This window comes from Pseudoalteromonas sp. SG44-1, assembly GCF_014164315.1.
GTDB lineage: Bacteria > Pseudomonadota > Gammaproteobacteria > Enterobacterales > Alteromonadaceae > Pseudoalteromonas > Pseudoalteromonas rhizosphaerae.
The window spans coordinates 218,860-241,342 of record NZ_JACJEW010000001.1 but is presented as its reverse complement, the minus strand read 5'-3'; the positions used below and the strand labels follow the sequence as shown (position 1 = coordinate 241,342).

18 protein-coding genes and 1 other RNA gene are annotated in these 22,483 nt (G+C 40.6%); 7 read left to right on the top strand and 12 right to left on the bottom strand.

Features of this window, described 5'->3' with window-relative positions; translation table 11 throughout:
- Positions 1-222: 222 nt before the first annotated feature.
- Positions 223-579, bottom strand: a transfer-messenger RNA (tmRNA) gene (ssrA, locus tag H5187_RS01015).
- A 304-nt stretch (positions 580-883) separates the two neighbouring features.
- Here ssrA and H5187_RS01010 point away from each other — a divergent pair.
- Positions 884-2,509: a DUF342 domain-containing protein gene (locus H5187_RS01010; protein ID WP_182794092.1), complete on the top strand. Its 1,626-nt coding sequence runs from the start codon at positions 884-886 to the stop codon at positions 2,507-2,509.
- Here H5187_RS01010 and rnt read toward each other — a convergent pair.
- Complete coding sequence (gene rnt / locus H5187_RS01005; RefSeq protein ID WP_145237162.1) at positions 2,493-3,188, bottom strand: ribonuclease T; 696 nt, start codon at positions 3,186-3,188, stop codon at positions 2,493-2,495. The genes H5187_RS01010 and rnt overlap by 17 nt on opposite strands.
- A gap of 217 nt (positions 3,189-3,405) precedes the next feature.
- Here rnt and H5187_RS01000 point away from each other — a divergent pair, with 217 nt between their 5' ends.
- Entirely contained in the window at positions 3,406-4,284 is an 879-nt protein-coding gene (locus H5187_RS01000; protein ID WP_145237165.1) for an OmpA family protein, read from the top strand.
- A gap of 40 nt (positions 4,285-4,324) precedes the next feature.
- Here the strand turns inward: H5187_RS01000 and H5187_RS00995 are convergent, their stop codons facing one another.
- Entirely contained in the window at positions 4,325-5,227 is a 903-nt protein-coding gene (locus tag H5187_RS00995) for a DMT family transporter (RefSeq protein ID WP_182797451.1), read from the bottom strand.
- A 387-nt stretch (positions 5,228-5,614) separates the two neighbouring features.
- Here H5187_RS00995 and H5187_RS00990 point away from each other — a divergent pair, with 387 nt between their 5' ends.
- Positions 5,615-6,814 carry an aromatic amino acid transport family protein gene (locus H5187_RS00990; RefSeq protein WP_182794091.1) on the top strand — a complete coding sequence of 400 codons (1,200 nt, stop codon included), beginning with the start codon at positions 5,615-5,617 and terminating at the stop codon, positions 6,812-6,814.
- A gap of 71 nt (positions 6,815-6,885) precedes the next feature.
- Here the strand turns inward: H5187_RS00990 and H5187_RS00985 are convergent, their stop codons facing one another.
- Positions 6,886-9,876 (bottom strand): EAL domain-containing protein, encoded by a 2,991-nt coding sequence (locus tag H5187_RS00985; protein WP_182717095.1) that lies wholly within the window; start codon positions 9,874-9,876, stop codon positions 6,886-6,888.
- Between the two features lie 360 nt (positions 9,877-10,236).
- On the opposite strand from H5187_RS00985, the gene H5187_RS00980 reads away from it, so the two are divergent.
- Positions 10,237-11,394, top strand: coding sequence for a chorismate mutase (locus H5187_RS00980; RefSeq protein WP_149980790.1), 1,158 nt, complete (start codon positions 10,237-10,239; stop codon positions 11,392-11,394).
- A gap of 70 nt (positions 11,395-11,464) precedes the next feature.
- Here H5187_RS00980 and tyrA read toward each other — a convergent pair whose 3' ends face one another.
- From tyrA to ffh, 6 genes are all read right to left on the bottom strand, one after another.
- A complete protein-coding gene (gene tyrA / locus H5187_RS00975) occupies positions 11,465-12,598 on the bottom strand; it encodes a bifunctional chorismate mutase/prephenate dehydrogenase (protein WP_145237181.1) in 1,134 nt (377 codons plus the stop codon).
- Between the two features lie 404 nt (positions 12,599-13,002).
- Positions 13,003-13,362: a 50S ribosomal protein L19 gene (rplS, locus tag H5187_RS00970; RefSeq protein WP_002962189.1), complete on the bottom strand. Its 360-nt coding sequence runs from the start codon at positions 13,360-13,362 to the stop codon at positions 13,003-13,005.
- 33 nt (positions 13,363-13,395) lie between these two features.
- Positions 13,396-14,163 carry a tRNA (guanosine(37)-N1)-methyltransferase TrmD gene (gene trmD / locus H5187_RS00965; RefSeq protein ID WP_145237185.1) on the bottom strand — a complete coding sequence of 256 codons (768 nt, stop codon included), beginning with the start codon at positions 14,161-14,163 and terminating at the stop codon, positions 13,396-13,398.
- Positions 14,163-14,699: a ribosome maturation factor RimM gene (gene rimM, locus H5187_RS00960; protein WP_149980792.1), complete on the bottom strand. Its 537-nt coding sequence runs from the start codon at positions 14,697-14,699 to the stop codon at positions 14,163-14,165. Before rimM ends, trmD begins: the two co-directional genes overlap by 1 nt.
- Positions 14,700-14,716: 17 nt before the next feature.
- The gene (gene rpsP / locus H5187_RS00955) at positions 14,717-14,965 is read right to left on the bottom strand and encodes a 30S ribosomal protein S16 (protein WP_145237191.1); all 249 of its coding nucleotides are present in this window, start codon (positions 14,963-14,965) and stop codon (positions 14,717-14,719) included.
- 261 nt (positions 14,966-15,226) lie between these two features.
- A complete protein-coding gene (gene ffh / locus H5187_RS00950; RefSeq protein ID WP_145237194.1) occupies positions 15,227-16,606 on the bottom strand; it encodes a signal recognition particle protein in 1,380 nt (459 codons plus the stop codon).
- A 273-nt stretch (positions 16,607-16,879) separates the two neighbouring features.
- On the opposite strand from ffh, the gene H5187_RS00945 reads away from it, so the two are divergent.
- The 3 genes from H5187_RS00945 to H5187_RS00935 all read left to right on the top strand — a co-directional run bounded on the left by H5187_RS00945 (position 16,880) and on the right by H5187_RS00935 (position 19,989).
- Entirely contained in the window at positions 16,880-17,686 is an 807-nt protein-coding gene (locus H5187_RS00945; protein ID WP_145237197.1) for an inner membrane protein YpjD, read from the top strand.
- Positions 17,687-17,747: 61 nt separating this feature from the next.
- Positions 17,748-19,016, top strand: a complete 1,269-nt coding sequence (locus tag H5187_RS00940; RefSeq protein WP_145237200.1) for an HlyC/CorC family transporter — start codon at positions 17,748-17,750, stop codon at positions 19,014-19,016.
- A gap of 136 nt (positions 19,017-19,152) precedes the next feature.
- The gene (locus H5187_RS00935) at positions 19,153-19,989 is read left to right on the top strand and encodes a mechanosensitive ion channel family protein (protein WP_182797450.1); all 837 of its coding nucleotides are present in this window, start codon (positions 19,153-19,155) and stop codon (positions 19,987-19,989) included.
- A gap of 55 nt (positions 19,990-20,044) precedes the next feature.
- On the opposite strand, the gene H5187_RS00930 is transcribed toward H5187_RS00935, so the two are convergent.
- Positions 20,045-20,653, bottom strand: a complete 609-nt coding sequence (locus tag H5187_RS00930) for a hypothetical protein (protein ID WP_145237206.1) — start codon at positions 20,651-20,653, stop codon at positions 20,045-20,047.
- Positions 20,654-20,794: 141 nt separating this feature from the next.
- Positions 20,795-22,372 (bottom strand): glutamate--cysteine ligase, encoded by a 1,578-nt coding sequence (gene gshA / locus H5187_RS00925; protein WP_182717093.1) that lies wholly within the window; start codon positions 22,370-22,372, stop codon positions 20,795-20,797.
- Positions 22,373-22,483: the final 111 nt, after the last annotated feature.

The window sequence follows — 22,483 nt, the reverse complement described above, 5'->3', positions numbered from 1 at the left end:
GGCAAGTAAAAGAGAATAATGACGTTAACATGAGTAAAAATAAGATGCGAGTACCTAAAGCACCAGTAAAATGAAGCGCTTATTTCAATAAAATAAAAATAAGCGATGAGCTATTAAAACAATAAAACACTTCGCCTTAAACATAAAAAAACCCGCAAAATTGATTACTCAAATTTGCGGGTTTTTTAGGGTTTTTAAATCAACGAATTTAAAAACCGATATTGGTGGAGCTGGGGGGATTTGAACCCCCGTCCGAAAAGCCTCGACCGTCGGTACTACATGTTTAGTATTGTCATTTAATTAACCTTTAAGTCCCGGACAAACACGGTAAGTAAAGGCGAGGCCGCTTAGTTTTAGCGCTTCAACCCCGGCCAGGGTTTCCGTCGCGATCAGGTGTTAGGGTGACACTCCAAAATCCAGTCCACAAGAATACATGGAAGGAGCGCTAGCTAGCCTAAGCTGCTAGAGAGTAGTTATCGTCGTTTGCGATTACTTTAAGTTGCGGCTTTTTAACGAGGCAAACCGCACCTCGACATGCACCTTGGGCTTCTTGAATTCCGTCGAATCCTAATCAGCCCCTGAATTAGTAAACTCATTCAGAGCGTGCAGCCAGTATAACCGAGTAACGCGCTGATACTCAAGGCCCTTTTATGCTTTATTTTATATTGCTATGTAGTTGCTGATTAAACACGCAACAAATGTTACTACCCCCTCCTAGATCAAGCAAATAAATAACATTTACTTAACAATATTTGAAAGTTATGTTCAAATGGTCTGCTACTTTGAAAATGCCTGACTATGGGTTTTAGCCGAGCGGCATATAAATAAAAAATATCTACATCCAAAATAATAAAAACAGGCATATTACATAGGAAATTAATAAATGTCGTTGTTTATACATAACCCTGTAACGGGTTTTGTGTCACTGCTTGAGCACCCTAAAAATAGTGGTTTCCCAGTGACAAGTTCGCAACTTATTGAGTTAATCGAACAGTCTCCGTTTGCTGATTTTGCTATAGTCAGTGCAAATATTGGTAAGCTATTCTCACCGAGCAAAAACTATCAGGATGATTCTTTAATTGTTACTCGTGCACTGGATGCGTCGGTATTCATTCAAGTTGATGAGAAAAATATGGTCGCTGAAGCCACATTAACCACGGCTAAAGGTGGGGCCTTAATGTCGATTGACAAGGCTCGCGAAGCACTCGTTGATGCTGGCGTATTACATGGCATTAGCACTCGTGCTCTGGACAATTTTTTAGGTCAGCAATTTGACAAGCCTGCGGGTGTTTCCTATAGAGCGATTGTTGCTCATGGTCGTAGACCAAAAGAAGGCAGCGACGCTAAATTTGTACGTTTGTGCGCTACAGCACAAGATCGTGTATTGAGTCCACAAGCAAAAGAAGGTGGTAAGGTCGATATGCGCAATTTAGGCGCGATCATCACTGTAAAACCGGGCACTCCTCTAATGCAGCGTGTTGCTGCAACTCCTGGGGAAGATGGTTATACGGTATTTGGTGATGTGCTGCCCGCCATACCAGGTAAAGATCTACCATTACAACCATTTGAAGGCACTAAACTCGATCCAACTAATCCCAATGTACTGATTGCAGATTGTAAAGGTGTGCCTGTCGCCCTCCCTCGTGGCATGCGCGTTGATGACGTGTTGTGTTTTGATAATGTTGATATTGGCACCGGTCATGTTGATTTTGACGGCAGCGTAATTATCAGTGGCGATATAAAAGATGGTATGCACGTGCGTGCCAGTGGTGATATCACGGTATTGGGATTTGTTGAATCAGGCCAGATCGAAAGTGCCAGTGCGGTCACAATTATGCTCGGTGCAATTGGTCGTAAGCGTGAAAATGACGAAGCGTTTACTTGCAAAATTAAAGCCGCTCGGACTATTTCAATTGGCTATGCCCAGTATTGCCATATTCATAGCGAACAAGATCTCTTTATTGAACGACAAGCATTACATTGTGACTTGAGTGCTCGGCGGTTGATCCGCGTTGGTAAAGCAAATAATCCGCGCGGTAAAATTATTGGCGGCAATATTTTAGATGCCATGCGAATTGAAACCGGAGAGCTAGGTGCCCCATCGGGCACAAAAACCCGAGTTTTCATCGCGCAGTATTGGCATGACTTGAGACAAAAACAATTGCAAATTGCCGATTTTGAAAAACTGTTAGCCACTAAATCCGCAGCATTAAAGCAAGCACGTAAAAAAGCAGTTAAAATTCCAGCACCAGCAAAACGACAATTATTTTTAGACAAAATTAGTGCTAGCGAGCAACAAATTAATATTCGTATTGCCAACACCAAACGTAAAAAACATTTAGTAAAACAAAAAATAGCACAGCTTTTAGCTACTAGCCGTTTAAAAATTAATGAGTTAATGCATCCCGGTGTGGAGCTAAAAATCGCAAAAGATTCAAAACACTTTTCGCGTATTTATCCGCCCCACTTAGTTAAAATGAGCGAAGGTAAAATTACTCAGTCGTTTTAACGGCTGAGTCTTCGTTGTCACCAGCTTGCTCTGCATCTTCCGGCACTTCTGCAGCTAAAGGCCAGCCACCCAGCTGTTGCCAACGATTAACTATCAAACAATATAGCTCTGCCGTACGTTCGGTGTCATATAATGCTGAATGAGCCTGTTTGTTGTCAAATTCAATGCCAGCTGCACGACATGCTTTAGCAAGTACCGTTTGACCAAGTGCCAAACCCGCTAATGAGGTTGTGTCAAAACTAACAAACGGATGAAATGGCGTACGCTTAATATTATTACGTTCTATTGCTGCATTTAAAAAACCATGGTCGAACGCCGCATTATGAGCCACTATGACTGAACGTTGACAACCCGCAGCTTTTTGAGCTTTACGTACCACTTTACAAATTTCTTTGATCGCTTCCTCTTCAGATACTGCGCCACGTAATGGCGAGAAAGGATCAATACCATTAAAATCAATAGCGGCTTGTTCAATGTTTGCGCCTTCAAATGGCTCAACATGAAAATGCACAGTATGATCAATACTGAGTAGGCCTTCATCATCCATTTTTAATACTGACACCGCAATTTCTAACAGTGCATCGGTTACTTTATTAAAGCCTGCAGTTTCAACATCAATAACCACCGGGAAAAAGCCACGAAAGCGTTTTGCGAAAAGAGTTTGTTCAGTATTTGCCATAGTATTCTTGGTTTGCCAGAGTAAGCTGGCTATTATGTCAAAAATCATAGTGGCTAGGCTAGCGCTTTACAGATTAAATTAACACTTACATTTAGGCATATAACTTGCTTTACTTAACTAGAACTAGAGCTAGCTAACGACACTTTGATGACTGTTAGCCTCTGTAAATGCAGCTTTTGCCAAGATATTGGCGTAATAAATTGTTGGAGATCCCGTAATGAAGCTTTCAATGCTGTTTATCAGTCTAAGCATTGCAACTGCATGCCTTTCAGATACGGCCAGCGCTGCAATGCGCCAGTACACAGCCACGGCAGATAACTCACAATGGGAAGTTGTAAAAACAACTCGCTTACAATGCCAATTAAATCATGAAGTTCCATATTATGGCGAAGCTATTTTCAGCGCTACCGCGAGCAAAAATAAAGACCTGCTATTTAACTTGGATATGGTTGTCCGTCCTGACAATTACAGTATTGCTGGTTTAAAAGCAGTCCCGCCAATCTGGCGAGCAGGTTTACCAGCACGTGATATTGCTGACATGAAATTACTACGAAAATTTGACGGCGAACTGGGTAACAAAACGGCATGGGAAATGTTGACCGAGCTTGAAAAAGGCTACCAACCTACTTTTTATTACCAAGACTGGCAAAATAGTGCCGATAAAATTGCCGTTGGCTTATCGAACATTAATTTTAAACAAGCCTATTGGGCATTTTTACAATGCCGCGATGAATTACTGCCATACAGCTTTGAAGATATTTCCTTCACGATTATGAATTATCAACCAAATACCAGTAAACTTACTAAATCATCAAAACAACGTTTAGATAAAATTGCTGAGTATTTAAAGTACGATACGACGATTGCGGCTATTTCGATTGACTCATACACAGATAGCTACGGTGGTCGTTGGAACAACTTAGAGCTGTCTAAAAAACGAGCTCAAGCGATCAAAGAATATATGGTGAGCCTAGGAATTGATGAAACTAAAGTTGAAACGCAAGGCTTTGGTGAAAAACGTCACGTAGCGACTAACGATAATATTTTGGGCCGCGATAAAAACCGCCGCTTAGTGATACAAATTGAGAAAATGTAGCTAAAAGAAGTAATGCCTTTTAGCTACATGACGACTGTTGTTAAGGGTTAAGCTTTTTAAACGTGGCTCTTTTTTTCAACCAACCATCACCAAACTGAAACACCGCTAAGCTCAGTAATATGATGGCAGCGCCAATAAGTAATTGTTGATCAATTGCTTCATTATTTAACCAGCCCCCTAAGCCAATCGCAAAGCTTGGTGTGATCAAGGTGGTTAGCGCCACGGTACTAGCTGGTAATTTTTGTAACACATGAAAATAAGCAAGCGAACCAACCAATGAGCCAAACACGCCCAAATACACAATTGACCACAGTGATTTTACTGTCCACGTACTCGTATTGAGCTCACCATCGAACAACCACCAAGTAATAAAAAATAAGGGCGTAACAAATACTAATGCACCAAATGTGGTCGCCATTGGATGAATAGCAATTTTTATTCGCTTGATCATCACCCCACTTAAACTAAAAAAGCACACAGCCATAAATACGTAAGCTAAACCCTGCATTTGCATCAATGAGCCTTGCATGTGTTTTTCACTTACCAAAAATAACCCCAATAGCGCAAATGCTAACGCAATTAGTTTAACAACGCTGAATTTTGGCTCGTTGAGTAATCGCTGTGCTAATAAACCAGATAAAATTGGTGCCAGACCAAACATTAATGATATCAGCCCTGATGGAACTGTTTTAGCTGCCATATAACTCAACAGCATGCCACCATATATGCCGATACTCGAATAACCATACAAAAAACACGCACGACGGTGCCAAGGGACACGAATATTAGCAATCGCCACAACTAATGCAGCCAGCACTAATCCTATCAACATCCGTAACAATACCGCGAGCGTTGGTGTAACAGACTCACTGCTCCAAACAATTCCCAAAGGCGTTGTTGACCAAATTAAGACCATTAAAAAATATGATGCTTTAACGCTCACAAGCGGATCCTTTTAGCAAAGTGGCGATAACAAAGAGAAAGGAGATACAGCACTAACCGCTTTGAAATCGCGGTTAGTAAAAAACAACTTAACCGCAGCGCAGCAATGGGCGCACAACTGATAGATTCAGCCATGGGCGCATGGTTAGGGCTCGGTTAACTTGTTGCATGTAAATAGTATTCTTAATAATAAATTGAATTTATAGAAATAGCAGAACTGGTTAATAAGTCAACTGCTAGAGTGGTTTTTATACCAAAAACTGACTTCACAATGATGGCTTGTAAATCATAAGTTACATTTAATTTCTTTGATTTGTAACAAAACTATTTAAGTTTGTGCCAACTAGTTATATCTTGCCTGCCTCTCACGATGTTTTAGGGGCAAAAAGTGCTTAAAAATAAAACAATAGGCAGCATGTTAATTGTTGCAGGTACCACTATCGGCGCAGGGATGTTGGCGCTACCAATCGCTTCTGCGGGACTTGGCTTTACAACCGCATTAGCATTAATTATTTCAATATGGGCGTTAATGACTTATACCGCATTATTAATGCTCGAATTACATCAACATGCTGATCGCGATGCCACGCTAAATACGTTAGCAAAATCATGGTTAGGTAAACGCGGCCAATATCTGGCTAATTTTTCGGTGATGTTTTTATTCTATGCGCTTTGCTCAGCTTACATTGCAGGTGGTGGTGCGCAACTACAAGAAAAAATAAATAACGGCTTTAGCCTCGATATTGCTCCGCAAGTAGGTTCAATCATTCTAGCGATTGTAATAGGCACAGTTGTTACCTTAGGCACCAGTAAGGTCGATAAGCTAAACCGAGTGTTATTTAGCATCAAAATTGTGGTACTGGCGAGCTTATTTTATATGTTAACCCCGTATGTTCATGGCCAACATTTACTCGAAATGCCCATTGAACAAGGCCTTATTTTATCAGCTATTCCTGTGGTATTTACCTCTTTTGGTTTTCATGGTTCGATCCCATCGATCGTTAAATATGTTGGTTTAGATATTAAAACCTTACGCCGTGTCATGATTGCCGGAGCAGCTTTACCGCTGGTTATTTACATTTTTTGGCAGTTGATCAGCCAAGGTATGATGAGTCAAGCTGAATTACTAAAAAGCTCTGGCTTACCAGGCTTTGTGGCAAGTATTGCCAGTATCGCTAATAACGCAGCTGTTGCCACTGCAGTTAACCTATTTGCAGACTTAGCACTGGCAACATCATTTTTAGGGGTGAGCCTAGGATTATTTGATTTCTTTGCTGATGCCTTTAAAAAAGGAGATGGTAATAAAGATCGGATAAAAACAGCCCTCATTACTTTTATCCCGCCATTAGGATTTGCATTGTTTTACCCACAAGGTTTTATTATGGCGCTTGGCTATGCAGCTATCGCTTTAGTCGTACTAGCAGTGTTTTTACCCGTAGCAATGGTTTATAAGCAGCGTAGCAACGATAAAGGCGGCTATACAGTGCGTGGTGGTAATTTTGGTCTGGCAGTAGCGGCGCTTTGCGGCGTGCTTATTATCAGCGCCCAAGGGCTGCAGATGGCAGGTTTAATCCCCGCGATAGGTTAATGCAAAAAGGCACCTAAATGGTGCCTTTTGGTATTTTAACTAACTTGAGTTAGATTAAACATGTGTTTAACTCAATCATCAAGCTTTGCAAATAGCTTTGGCAAATCTTGCTCTGCTATAGGCGGGCTGTAGTAATAACCTTGCACTATAAAGCAGTTATTGTTTTGTAAAAACTCCACTTGCTCTATAGTCTCAACGCCTTCGGCTACCACATTCAATTTTAGCTTTTGTGCCATCGCTATAATTGCCGCAGTGATCTCCATGTCATTTGGATCATCCGGTATATCTTTAACAAACGAGCGATCAACTTTTAAAATATCAACCGGAAAACGTTTTAAGTAGCTCAATGACGAATAACCCGTGCCAAAGTCATCTATCGATATTGACACCCCAAGCGCTTTTAACTGATGTAATTGCGTAATTGCCGCTTCCACATTACCCATTAGCATACTTTCGGTTAATTCCAGGTGTAACCGCTTAGCCGACACCTTGGTTTTCTTAATAATCGATGCCAATAATGGCACTAACTTAGCATCTTTAAACTGACGAGCAGAGAGATTAATCGAAATATTATTTTCTCGCCCTTGCGCTGCTAATCTTGCTGCAAACTCACACGCTTCTTGTAGCACCCAAGCACCTAACTCAACTATTAAACCTGTTGCTTCAGCTATTGGGATAAACTTGGTAGGTGGGATCATCCCTTCAGTTGGGTGGAACCAGCGGATCAAGGCTTCATAACCGACCACATGCTGAGTGCGACTATCAACTTGTGGTTGATAGAAAATCACAAATTGCCGTGCTTTGATTGCTAAACGCAGTTCGTTTTCAATAAACAGTCGCTCATTTGCTGCAGCATCTAATTCTTGGCTATAAAAGTGATAAGTATTACGCCCTTTTGCTTTAGCCTCATACATAGCTAAATCAGCGTGTTTTAATAACTGGTCTTCTTCTTTGCTATCATATGGTGCCATAGTAATGCCAATACTAGCACTAATAATGACCTCGTTATTGCCAAGCATTATTGGCACATTCAATGTTTTTTGAATCGTGTTAGCAACATCCATTGCATGCTCTTGACGCTCAATTCCACTGAGTAAAACTGCAAACTCATCGCCACCTAAACGGGCAATTGTATCTTCCGCTCGCAGTCGTTTTTTCAAACGGTTAGCAACCTCAACTAGTAGCTGATCGCCTGCATCATGACCAAGTGTATCGTTAATACGCTTAAACTCATCTAAATCAAAATAGAATAAAGCAAACGCATAATGGCCACGCTCTGCAAGCGCCATTGACTTACGTAATTGCATTCTAAAGAAGGTACGGTTAGCCAGCCCTGTTAAGGTGTCGAAATAAGCCAATTGCTCCATTTTCCGCTGGCTTTCTTTAACAAACGAAATATCCTGTGCTGAGGCAACATAACTGGTGATGCTGCCACCGTCTTCGCGAATTGGTGAGATACTGAGCGACACCCAGATTGGCTTTTTATCTAGACCTTGGATCAAAGTATCGCCACGCCAATAATTTCGGCTGCGTAAATCAATATCAATGTCATCAACCAAAATAGCCATTTCTTTGGCGATAATACTTAATAGCGGTGACTGCATAAAGTGATTTTCTTCAAATCCGGTCATTTCTAACATTTTTGGATTGACGTATTCAATCACGAAGTTTTGATCGGTGATGACCACTGCAGTGCCAGAAAAAGCAACCGCTTTAGATAATCGATTTGCGGCTTTTTCGGCAATCTCTTTTTCTGTAATACGCTGATTCAGACCATCAATAAGCTTACGAATTTCAATAGCCATATCGCGAAAAGAGCCATTTAAAGTACCAATTTCGTCTTTATTTTCTTTTGGAAATTCAATTTGTAAGTGCCCTTTGCCAAAGCTGGTTACCGCATGTACTAATGAATGAATACGACGTAACACCAGTTGGTAAAGTGCTTGATGTAATAACAGTGCGACTAAAATGGCATATAAAATAAACAACCCAAAAAACTTCACTTTTAGCTCTTCAAGTGCTGAAAGTGCTGATGAACGTTTTTTGTAAATTCCTATATACCAGTCTAAATTATCAACTTTACGAATATTAATGATGTGCGTTTCACCATCTTGTACAAAAGAGTCTGCGTATTCTGGTAAATGCATTTTGATAGTTTGATTGATCAGCTCTTGTAGATCGCCATTAACAAAATCATGAGTGCGTAGTGGTTTGCCTGCTTTACCGTAGGTTTCGTAAAGATTTTTATTCAGATCAGGATGAGCAAGTAATTGCCCTTGGCTATCAAAAACAAATAAGTGCTGCTCCTTGTCACCGATCGGTAATTGCGAAATAAGCGTATCGAGTGCTAAATCGCTGCCAGTAACACCTAAAAATTCATTTTCAAGATAAACTGGCACCAGTAAACTCACCACCCATTTATGCCAAATTTTATCGTAGTAAACTTTAGACCACACAGCCGAGCGGGTTGGGTTAAGCGCTTCTTTTGCGTAATTAAAACTTTGATTATCAATAAACTGATGAGAGCCTGCAACATTCAGAGCCCAATTAGGTGGCGCAATACGGATAAAATTATCTTTGGTGATTAAATAAAAGTTAAAGAAATCTTGGATCAAGGTAGGCGCTACAATTTTCCATAGCGATTCAGAATCATTAATGAGTTTTTTATAAAAAGGTGAGTACTTATCTTGTGGCATAAAAGCCGCAGATAAACCATCATCAGAGGCACTGCGAATACTGCCATCGGGGTCAAAGCTGAGCTGCGCACTTTGGCTACTGAGCAATTGCGAGGAATTATAAAATAATTGGCTAGAGACGACATTATTCGCTTGCTCCGCAATATTAATTTTGGTTTTCACCAGAGTATTAAACTGACGGATCAGACGTTCGCTGGAATGCTTGAGAACTTCATGTTCTTCAAATACCAATTGTTTTTCTTCTGATTTTAGCATTAACACCGCTGCACAGATCCCAGCAATTAAACAAATTGCCGAAATTAACAGCGAAAGCTTCATACTCAACGAATTTACACCAAAGCGTGATGGTGGGCGTCTATACACCACAGGACAACCTTATTTTTAATAATTATTTTTATTTAAATTCACCTAAATAAATATACCAGATCCCTATTTAGATTTATAAATTTTTCGTTGAAATTACTGAAAAAATCCCATATCAAAAATAAACTATCCTTTGGCGGCGATAAAACCCGCTAGAGTGTTGACTTTATAGCCCACTCTCCATACATTAAGAGTATGAATATAATATTTTCGCAATTACATTTTTCGTTTTTTAGCTTCTTTAGATAGAAGAGGCTTACCTGTTTGCGAGATTAAATCAACCGAATAGCAAAGCCTCCCAATTGGGAGGCTTTTTTGTTTTTATTACCCAAAAGGTAATTTTTTGGAATGAGGAACCCAAAAATGACTAATGATGTACTTAATTCACTTAGACACGATATCAATGAAATTGATTCTGACCTATTAGTGCTATTAGCAAAACGTCGCCGTATTAGCCACGGCGTTGTAGAATATAAGATTGCTAATAATAAACCGATACGTGATGAGGCCCGTGAACTTGCCTTGTTAGAAAAACTCATCGGTTATGGTAAGTCTCTTGGTTTGGACGCTTATTATGTGAATAACGTTTTCCAAACAATTTTAGAAGATTCAGTACTTAATCAACAAGCCATGTTACAGAAGAACTTAAACCCAGATGCTATGAGTGAAACACACCGTGTTGCTTATTTAGGTGGTCAAGGTTCTTACAGCCAACTTGCTTGTCATAAATATTTTAGCCGTCGCCCAGGTAAACTTGTTGAAATGGGCTGCTCTAGCTTTGAACAGATCACTGGTAAAGTTGAAAATGGTCAAGCAGATTTTGGCTTATTACCTATTGAAAACACCAGCTCTGGCAGTATTAACGAAGTGTTTGATTTACTGCAACACGCACAAGTCTCCATCGTTGGTGAAGTAACCCACAGTGTTGAACATTGTTTACTGGTCACACCGGGTACTGAGCTTAGTCAGATCAGTAAGATTTTTGCTCACCCGCAACCATTCGCTCAATGTAGTCGCTTTTTACAAGGCTTAGGAGATATTCAACATGAAACATGCGATTCAACCTCAAGCGCTCTACAATTAGCATTAGATACCCCTAATAGCGCAGCAATTGGTTCAGCTCAAGCGGGTAAGAATGTGGGTTTAGAAGTGATTAAATCAGGCCTTGCGAATCAACGTGAAAATCATAGCCGTTTTATTGTAGTTGCCCGTAAGCCTCTTTATGTATCAAAACAGATCCCGACTAAAACCAGTTTAATTATGGCAACTAAACAACAAGCAGGTTCTTTGGCTGATGCGTTGATGATTTTCAAAGAACATAATATCAACTTAGTAAAACTAGAATCACGCCCTGTGCCGGGTAACCCATGGGAAGAAGTATTCTATGTGGATTTAGAAGCAAACCTGGTTGATAACCATGTTAAGCAAGCACTTGAAGAACTTAAAGAACACACCCAATATGTACGCGTACTGGGCTGTTACCAAAGTGAATCGCTGCAAGCTGTTAGTATAGAAAGTTAAGCGCTAAGTAAAATATAAAAAAGGGCTAAAATTAGCCCTTTTTTATTATCTGTTTTTCACACAGCGGTTATCAATCAAGTACTTTCGCATCATTAGCTTTGTTTAACAGGCTGCGACTTTGCGTTAAAAAATGCGCAGTAGCATCTGAAAAATACGCTTTAGCATCCGCAAATGAATCAATTAAAGCGGCCTTATCACCGGCTTTTAATTTTGCCAAGGTACTTGCAAACGTATCTTGATATTGTGCAAGTAAAGGCTCTACGTTATCAAATTGCGCTAGCATAATGTCTGAATAAAGCTCTGGTGATTGTGCGAATAAGCGCCCTACCATCATCAACTCTAATTGGTAAATCGGTGATGAACAACTGCGGAGCTCTTCGAGGGTATGACCTTGTTTTGCTAAAAACTGGCCGTATACAAAAGTGGTTAAATGGCGCATAACCTGAATAATTTGCATAGCTTCATCGTGCTTTTGCGCATCGAGTTCAACAAGTTGACAGCCCCACACTTGCAGTTGCGATAATAAACCTTGGGCAATCTCATGGTTACGGCCTTCGCAAACCACCACTGTTTGCTTTACCCAATGAGAAATATCAGGACCAAACATTGGATGTAAACCGACTACAGGACCGCTATGCACTGCTTTTAATACTTTTAACGGTGCTTGCTTAACTGAAGTAATATCAACTAATAAACAATCATCATCGAGCTTAGGTAAGGCAGTGACCACTGTTTCTAAGGCATTAATTGGCACACTGATCATCACCAGTTTTGCACCCGCTAATATTTCTTGCGCGTTACTTTGCTGTTCTTTGTCGAGTATTCTAACTTCATACCCTGAGCGGATAAATTGCTGAGCAAACAATTGCCCCATAGCGCCTTGACCACCAACAATCACAATAGGTGATAACTGTGGCGCGCTACATGCTAATTTAGCCTGTTGATTTTGGTAAGCTTCGCGCATCATACGGCGTAGGATATCTTCCACCAATTCAGGATTAACACCTTGGTTAATCGCTTCTTGGCGACGAGCAGCTAATAAAGTAGCTTCACGATCAGGCGCATGCAGTGGCGCACCCGTTTGTTGTTTGATTGCGCCGATCTGCTCGGTAATACTATTACGTCTAGCCAGCAGTGCAACCAACTGGGCATCACATTCATCGATCCCCTCTCTTAACTTATCTAACTCTTTTATATCCGCCACGCGACTACCACCTTAGAAACTGCAATTTCGTACATTTAAATTTACATAAAAGTAAACTAATCAATACGATAAATACTAACAGGATCGCTTAGTTGTTAAAAGGCTAAATAAGCAAAAGAATGAGGGTTTAAGCGTTAAGCCATAAGTTATAAGTTGGCCGAGTTGTATTTGATTTATGAGTAATTCTTGGATGGGTATTTTTTTACTGGACCTCTCTGTGCTCTAATCAAGTTATGGTGATCACTTTAACGTTGAGCGATCTTAATCTTTTAACTTTATCCTTTAACCTCACTAGCCTTCTAATTCGATAACTTTACTCTACCTAACTTACTATCTCTAAAAACCAAAACGGGTTGCAGCCCGAAGGTTGCAACCCGTTTTTTTGCGTTGATAAACAGCGCGTATTAGTTAAGTTTTTCTCTAATACGTGCAGATTTACCAGAACGCTCACGTAGATAGTAAAGTTTCGCACGGCGAACTGCACCGCGACGCTTAACTGCTACGCTATCGATAAGAGGGCTGTGCGTTTGGAATACACGCTCAACACCTTCACCGTTCGAAATTTTACGAACTGTGAATGCTGAGTGAAGACCACGGTTACGCTTAGCGATTACAACACCTTCAAAGGCCTGTAGACGCTCTTTAGCACCTTCTTTTACTTTTACCTGTACAACCACTGTATCACCAGGGCCAAATGCAGGTACGTCTGTTTTAAGCTGCTCATCTTCAAGCGCTTTAATAATATTTTGGTTTACTTTTGCCATTATGTTTCTCACTTTCCTAGGTGTAACTGTCTTCTAGCCACAAGCTTTTTGGTACTCTTGCTGAAATTTCGCGAGTAATACCGCTTGCTCCTCAGTCAGAGCTAGGTTATGCAACAAGTCAGGACGGCGTAACCAAGTTCTGCCTAATGACTGCATCAGCCGCCATTTTGCTATCTCTTGGTGGTTTCCGCTGAGTAATACAGCAGGAACCTGTTTGTCGTCCAATGTTTCTGGCCGTGTATAGTGAGGACAATCTAGCAAGCCATCCGAAAATGAGTCTTGCTCTGCTGACTGGTTGTGTCCTAATACACCCGGCACTAATCGCGCTACTGCGTCAATTAATGTCATGGCTGGTAGTTCACCACCACTCAAAATAAAATCACCAATCGACCATTCTTCGTCAACGTATGATTCTATTATTCTCTCGTCTATACCTTCATAGCGACCGGCAATTAAAATCAGTTTTTTAGAGCTGGCGAGTTCGCTTGCCCCTTGCTGATCTAATTTGCGCCCTTGCGGGGACATATAAATTACTTTTGCACCATCGCCTGCCGCCTGTTTGGCGTCAAGAATGGCTTGTTTCAGTGGTTCAACCATCATTAACATACCTGGACCGCCCCCGTAAGGACGATCATCCACGGTTCTATGCTTATCAATAGCATAATCTCGTGGGTTCCAGCAGTTAAAGTCGATCAGACCATTTTTTACTGCTCGACCAGTTACACCTTGCGTTGTAATGGCATCAAACATGTCCGGGAAAAGGCTGATAACCCCTACCCACAACGAACTCGTTTGACTCATTAAAAGCCAGGATCCCAGTCTACTGTAATTTCTTTTGCATCGTGCTTAATCTCTTTAATAACTGAATCAGTTAAAAACGGAATTAAACGCTCTGCTTGGCCAAATGCATCTTTATTGTTTGCTTTCACAACCAATACGTCATTTGAGCCTGTCTCCATCAGGTCATCAACGATGCCCAAGTCATAACCTTTATCGGTTACAACAGACATGCCAATGAGATCTCGCCAATAGAACTCACCTTGCGGGAGCTCTGGTAATTGCGCTGCATCCATTGAGATTTCTGCATGGGTATAAGCCATTGCTTCGTCTCGATCGTTTACTTGCGCAAATTTAGCGATAAAGCCTTTGTTGTGGCGACGCCAGTCGACCACTTCTAAGGTCTGCCATTTACCTTGCTGCCCTATCAACCACGGGCTGAAATCGAAGATCCCAATGGGATCATCAGTAAATGAATGTACCTTAAGCCAGCCCTTTATACCATATGGGGCGCCGAGCTTTCCTACGACAATTATTGATGAGGTGTTCTCTTGACTCATGGTTACACTTACGCCTATTAAGCCGCTTTACGAGCGTCTTTAACTAACTTATTTACGCGATCTGAAAGAGATGCGCCCTGACCTACCCAGTGTTCTACACGAGATAAATCTAAACGTACTTTTTCTTCTTGACCACTAGCAATTGGGTTAAAAAAGCCTACTTTCTCGATGAAGCGACCGTCACGCGAGAAACGGCTATCCGCAACCACAATTTGATAGAAAGGGCGTTTTTTAGCGCCACCACGTTGCAAACGAATAGTTACCATACCGTCCTCTAAATAGATTGACTGTTTTCATTAATAAGATTTACTCCCCAGTATGGGGAGCTGGGGAATTGTACGAGTTTTTAGCAACAATGCAAGTAAGAAGTGACTCGAAATGACTGTTAAGTTGATTAAACTATGATCTACGCGTTAAATCAGGCTATATAGAACTTTCAACGCATAATTTATCTACAAAAAAAGAGGCTATTTGCCTCTCTTTTTAGTTAACTGACTCGCTACATCAGCATGGCGTCAGTTAAAACATTAAAATTTAGGGCCACCGCCACCCATCATTCCTGGTGGTAACATGCCTTTCATACCGCGCATCATTTTCATCATGCCGCCTTTACCTTTCATTTTTTTCATCATTTTTTGCATCTGCGTAAACTGTTTTAACAGCTTATTGATCTCTTGTACTTGCGTACCAGAGCCCGCTGCAATACGCTTTTTACGAGAGCCTTTAATGATCTCTGGACGCGCACGCTCTTTTTTCGTCATTGAGCTGATGATCGCTTCCATCTGAATAAAGGTTTTATCACCCATCTGACCTTTCACTGCATCAGGCAGGTTTTGCATACCAGGTAATTTATCAAGCATTGACATCATGCCGCCCATGCTTTTCATTTGCTTTAATTGATCAGCAAAATCATCAAGAGTAAAGCCATCACCTTTAAAAACTTTTTCAGCAACTTTTGCAGCTTGCTCTTTATCGACTTTCATTTCGACTTCTTCGATCAATGAAAGTACATCCCCCATACCAAGTATACGCGATGCGATACGATCTGGATGGAAAGGCTCAAGCGCATCAGTGCGCTCACCAACACCCATAAACTTAATAGGCTTGCCGGTAATATGGCGGATTGATAGTGCAGCACCACCGCGCGCATCACCATCGGTCTTGGTTAGTATCACACCGGTCAGAGGTAATGCTTCATCAAACGCTTTGGCAGTATTGGCAGCATCTTGACCCGTCATGGCATCAACCACAAACAAGGTTTCGATTGGGTTAATAGCATGATGAAGATTTTTAATCTCGTCCATCATGTCATTATCAACATGCAAACGACCTGCGGTATCAACTAATACAACATCGATAAATTTCTTTTTCGCATGAGAAATAGCTGCCTTCGCAATATCAACCGGCTGTTGTGAAATGTCACTTGGGAAAAACTCAACACCTACTTCATCGGCCAGTGTTTCCAACTGTTTAATAGCCGCAGGACGATAAACGTCGGCACTGACTACTAATACTGATTTCTTTTTACGTTCTTTTAAGAATTTGGCAAGCTTAGCAACACTGGTCGTTTTACCCGCACCTTGCAGACCCGCCATCATTACAACGGCTGGCGGTTGTGCGTTTAGGCTCAACTCTTCGTTTGCTTCACCCATGGCTTTTTCAAGCTCTTCGCGAACGATTTTAATGAACACTTGCCCAGGACTTAGGCTCTTAGTTACTTCAATACCTACCGCGCGCTCTTTAACTTGTTTAACAAACTCACGAACAACGGGTAAAGCGACGTCGGCTTCTAAAAAAGCCATACGCACTTCGCGTAGTGTATCTTTTATATTGTCTTCAGTAAGGCGTCCACGGCCGCTGATATTCTTTAAGGTTTTACCTAATCGTTCTTGGAGGTTCTCAAACATGTAAAGGTTCCGATCAAACGTGATATACCAATTTCCCAACCAACGTTATTGCCGCAAGTTTAGCACTTACTATTAATAGCGCTGATTTCATATAATCAGTATTATTAAAATTTTAATTAAAAACAGTATACCGTAAATGGTGGCGCACAATACAGTGTTCAAGTGAGCTGTTTGAGTTTCTTTTTACAAACTCTATGCATTTGCCTCACTATAAAATACAATGCCATTACTCTAACAAGGAATATTTGACTCAAATTGAGTGGCCCAAGCACTATGCTGATTATTAGTTTAACTATTATTGCCAGTTTATTTTATATCTTCGCGACGTCTCACGTGCTGTCTCGGTTATTTCACCAACAAGGTCCGAGCCAAAAGCTGACGGTTATCCTCAGCACGGTGGCAATTTTAGCGCACATGTTATTACTGGTGAATTCAGTGTTTCGCGCCGATGGCCAAGATTTAAGTATTGTTAATGTATCACTATTAACCTGCTGGGTGATTGTGGTCTCTGTCACTACGGTGTCATTAAAATTCCCTGCCACATTATTACTGCCTGTTGTCTATGGCTTTGCTGCTTTGCTAACAATTGCCAGCTTATTTATCCCGCATCATATTTTATTGCAAAGTATTGATGTTGAAATAGGTTTAGTCACTCATATTTCGCTTTCCCTGCTTGCATACTGTGTGTTAATTATTGCCACTTTATATGGCGTACAGTTTTACTTTATTGATAAACGTTTAAAACGAAAAGACTTAGCGATTGTGCATAGCCATTTACCGCCATTAATGGTGGTTGAACGCCAACTCTATCACTTATTAACGCTAGGCACGGTTTTGTTAACCTTAGCGTTATTATCTGGTTTTATTTTTCTTGATGGCATGTTTGCTAGTGAATTTATTCATAAAACTGTTTTATCATTAATTGCTTGGGCTATGTTTGCAACGGTGACAATTGGTCACTTAAAGCAAGGCTGGCGTGGGAAACCGGTCGTACTAGCTATCATGGCTGCTGCTTTTGTTTTAACGCTGGCTTATTTTGGCAGTCGTTTTGTGCAAGAGGTGATCCTGAATAAGTTTTAACTTGACTCAGGCAGCTCACTCCCGCTTAATACGCATTGGTTAAATAAAAAAGGATCCTTCTTTGGACGACATCTCTACAAGTGTTTTGTTTATAATACTTGGAATACTCATACTTTGTTCTGCATATTTTTCTGGTTCTGAAACGGGCATTATGTCAATTAACAGAATCCGCTTACGCCACCTTGCTAAAGAAAATCACCGCGCAGCAAAGCGTGTCAACAAACTTTTGAGCCGTCCTGATAGACTTATTGGCCTTATCCTCATCGGTAATAACTTGGTGAATATTGCTGCCGCGCAGGTTGCAACCATTATCGGTATTCGTTTATATGGTGATTTAGGTATCGCTATTGCCACTGGCGCACTAACTTTAGTAGTGCTTATATTTGCAGAAGTTACGCCTAAAACGCTAGCTGCGCTTTACCCTGAAAAAGTTGCCTTTCCTAGTTCGGTGATACTCAAAGGGTTACTAAAAATTCTCTTTCCATTTGTCGTCGTCGTTAACTGGATGACCAATGGCATATTACGCCTATTTGGTATTAGTGCTGCACAAATAGATGAGCACAGCATGAGTAAAGAAGAATTAAAAACGGTGCTGAATGAATCGGGTGCGCTGATCCCCGCGCGTCACCAAAGTATGTTGACCTCCATTTTAGATTTAGAGCAAGTCACTGTCGAAGATATTATGATCCCGCGCAACGAAATTGTTGCCATTGATATCAATGATGACTGGAAACTAATTAGTAAACAGCTTACCCATGCACAACACACGCGAGTACTTTTATATCGCGACCAAATTGATGATGCGGTAGGCTTTATTCACTCACGGGATGCACTGCGGTTATTAACAAAAGAGCAATTTGATAAACCATCATTGCTTCGCGCAGTTCGTGAGATTTATTTTATTCCTGAAGGTACGTCGCTCAATACTCAGCTATTTAAATTTCAGCAATCAAAAGAGCGTATCGGTTTAGTAGTTGATGAATATGGTGATATTCAAGGATTAGTTACCCTCGAAGATATTCTTGAAGAAGTGGTCGGTGACTTTACCACTACGCAAACACGTACTCCAAGTGAAGAAGTTGTGTCACAAGATGATGGCTCATTTTTAGTTGATGGCGGTGCTAACGTACGCGATCTAAACAAAGAAATGGATTGGGAGTTCCCTCTTGATGGCCCGAAAACATTAAGTGGCTTAATTGTCGAATACTTAGAAGACATTCCTGATGCCAACTTGAGTTTGCGTATTGCAGGCTATCCGATTGAAGTTGTTGAAGTAAAAGAGAACATGATCAAACTGGTGCGCATTCAAGCGAACAAGCGCAAAATATAAGCAATATCTGTAGAGTAACCTATGGTTACTCTACTCCCTCTGCTCATCCCCGCAACAAATTTTTTGTTCATTATTCTCTATAAAGTGTTAATTATTAGGCTATTATATTTGTAACTTTATAGATGTGGAAAATGCAATGAAAGATATCTCTATCGAGACCCTGTACACCAAAGCGATTGAAATGCTAATGACCTATGGCCCTCGATTTTTATTGGCAATCTTTGTTTTAATTGTTGGTTGGTGGTTTGTTGGCCGTATTGCCAGTATGGCTGAAAAATCAATGGCAAAGGTAAAATTTGAAGCCGGATTAAGTCATTTTTTGGTCTCCTTCTTATCGGTTATTTTAAAGTTACTATTACTGATCTCAGTCGCATCAATGATTGGTATAGAAACAACCTCGTTCATTGCTATGCTCGGTGCTGCAGGCTTAGCGGTCGGTATGGCATTACAAGGCAGCCTAGCGAATTTCGCCGGTGGTGTGCTGATCTTATTTTTTAAACCATTTAAAATTGGTGATGTCATTGAAGCCCAAGGCTATATGGGTAAAGTGGTTGAAATTCAAATATTTGTTACCGTACTACTCACTTATGATAATGAAAAAATTATTATCCCAAATGGTGCACTTTCTAATGGCTGTGTAAAAAACAAGTTTGCAGAACCAACTCGCCGCGTCGATATTGAGTTTGGTATTAGCTACAGTGATGATGTGCTTAAAGCGCGAGAAGTACTAATGGGCGTGTTAAATAGCTACGAGTTAGTACTCAAAGATGAAGCAAAACAACCGGTTGTGCATGTAAGTCAGCATGGCGATAGCCATATCGGCATGTTGGTCTGGGCATGGGTTGATTCTGAAAATTACTGGCCAGTGTATTTTGGTTTATACGAACGCGTTAAAATTGCCTTCGATAAAGAAAATATTACCATTCCATTCCCACAGCGCGATGTACATATTCATCAATTCCCAGGGAAATAAACTAATACTAAAAAGCCCGCTGTGCGGGCTTTTTAAAATCTTGAATCTTGTCAGATCAGCTAAATAACCTTTCTAACCACCCTTTATCTAAATCGTCTTCACAACGTTTAAGCTGAGCCGCATAGCGACTTGCACGATTTTTTACTTTATTAGCCACTGCCATTAACCACTTTTTATTTTTATAGGTGCCGCGTTTATAACCGCCCCAGCCTTCGTGGTAATTTAGGTATTGCGCGTAGGCATCCCATTTCGAGATGCCATTAACTTTATGAGTCTTATAAACAAACCAGCCCATAAAGTCGATAGCGTCATCAAAATCATCGCGATCTGCGCCGCTATTACCCGTTTCACGAATATAATCAGACCAGGTGGGAGTTTTTGCTTGTGAGTAGCCGTAAGCTGAACTTGCTCGCCCTGTGGGAATAACCCACAAAAAGTATTCCATTGGCGGTGCAGCATCGTGTTTAAAGGAGCTTTCTTGATACATCATGCTCATTAGTACATGTTTAGGTGAGCCCCATTTTTCTTGGGCATCTTTTGCGTCATAGTACCAATCGCTTTTTTCTTCAAAAATTTTACATATATCATTAGGTTGCTTTGGAGGGGCTGTTGCGCAACCAGTTAACAGAGCCCCCAGCGATAAAATAATTAAACTATTTTTCATTTTTTTTGTTGCTCGCTGAACTTTTTATAAAAGTATAAGTCTTATTTTATGAATGCGCAGTTTAGCATTGTTTATCCCTGAAGAATCTTTACGCAGCCAACTTGGGCTGCGTTTTTTTTGCCTGCTTATTTAGCTGCAAACTTACTTAGTGGCAAAATAATCATCTAAAAATGCATTAAATGTTTGATTATCAGCGGCTTTCAACTCGCGTTCAGCAATAACTGACTGTTCTGCTTGTTGTTTTAAATAGCTGTCTGAATACACTTTATATGGCGTATCTTGATGTTGTTGCTGGTAACTTTTTGCCAACGATAAGGCAAAATAACCATTATCAATACCAGACCCTTTCAGTTGACTAACGTAGCGCCCTGAGTATGTTAATTCAGGATCTGCTATCCATTGGCTTAATCGAGTAATCGTTTCGCTGTAATAGCTAACGCCGTAAGCATTATCCATATAGGCTGCAACTTGTTGTAACTGTACGAAGATCTCTGCTCCCCACGTTGCTAGACTGCATAAACTACCAGAGCGATTTAGCATCACTTCTAAAGCGCGACCTTGGCTTACAACCGTATCTAAATTTTCGGTGCTACGCTGTTGCGAATCCCAATCCATTGTTGGAGAATCTTTCAATAAGCAATAAGTTAGAAAAACATCTAGGAAATGAATTTGCTCAATATCAATTCCCGTTGCTGCAAATGGATTTACATCTAGAGCCCTGATTTCAATATACTCAATACCGCCACGTAACAGTGCGTCAGTCGGTGTTTCACCACTTTTAGCATTGCGCTTAGGACGAATTGGCGAATAAAATTCGTTTTCAATCTGCAATACATTTTTATTCAATTGTTTAGGCTGGGCATCTTTATAATCAGCAAGCTGACCATAAATATCTGACGGTGAATGAATCGCACTTTTTAATCCTGCTACATATTCATCTAGTGAGTTATACAGTACTTTTAGTGATGACTGAGCACTGTTGGTATAACCCAAATTACCTAAGCGCAAAGCTGTACCCACTTCAAGATAAAGCGTACCTTTACCTAGCTTTTTAAAAGGAAGATCCGTACTACGCCCTTGTAAAAATGAATTACACAGCGCTGGCGATGCACCAAATAAATAACTGATCAACCATAGTTCTCGTTTGAAGTTACGGATCAGTCCTAAATAACCAGCCGAAATAAACTCTTGTAATGAGCCAGTATCGCCTTTAATCGTTTTTAAACTCTGCCAAAATGACTCTGGAAACGATATATTAAAGTGCACACCGGCAATCGCTTGCATCATGCTGCCATAACGATTTTTAAGACCTTCGCGGTACAAGGTTTTCATGCGTCCAATATTAGAATCACCAAATTGAGCTAATACAATGTCATCTTGATGTTCTATAAAACACGGCATACTGATAGGCCATAATAATTCATCGCCCATCTGTGATAGGGTAAACTTTTGTAAGTCTTGCAGCTGATTTAACGTTTCTTCAGCAGATTCACTAACGGGTGTTATAAACTCTAGTAAAGACTCAGAAAAATCAGTGGTGATATGCCCGTTAGTTAACGCACAACCAACCCCTTTTGGATGACCTTGCTGTGAAATTACACCGTTTGGCTTGATCCGCAACGCTTCTCTTTCAATACCGCGTTGAATGCCTTTAATTGCGTATTTATGCTGTTCTGGGGCTAGCGCTGCTAACGCTTTAGTTAAATCATGTGTAGTCAAAAATGCTTCCTCGAGCCACGTGGCCTAATCATAAGTCAATGGGGGCAAATTGATAATACTCAAGGTTTAATAGTGGCATAACTCTAATTTCCACTATTTTCCAAGAAGGTC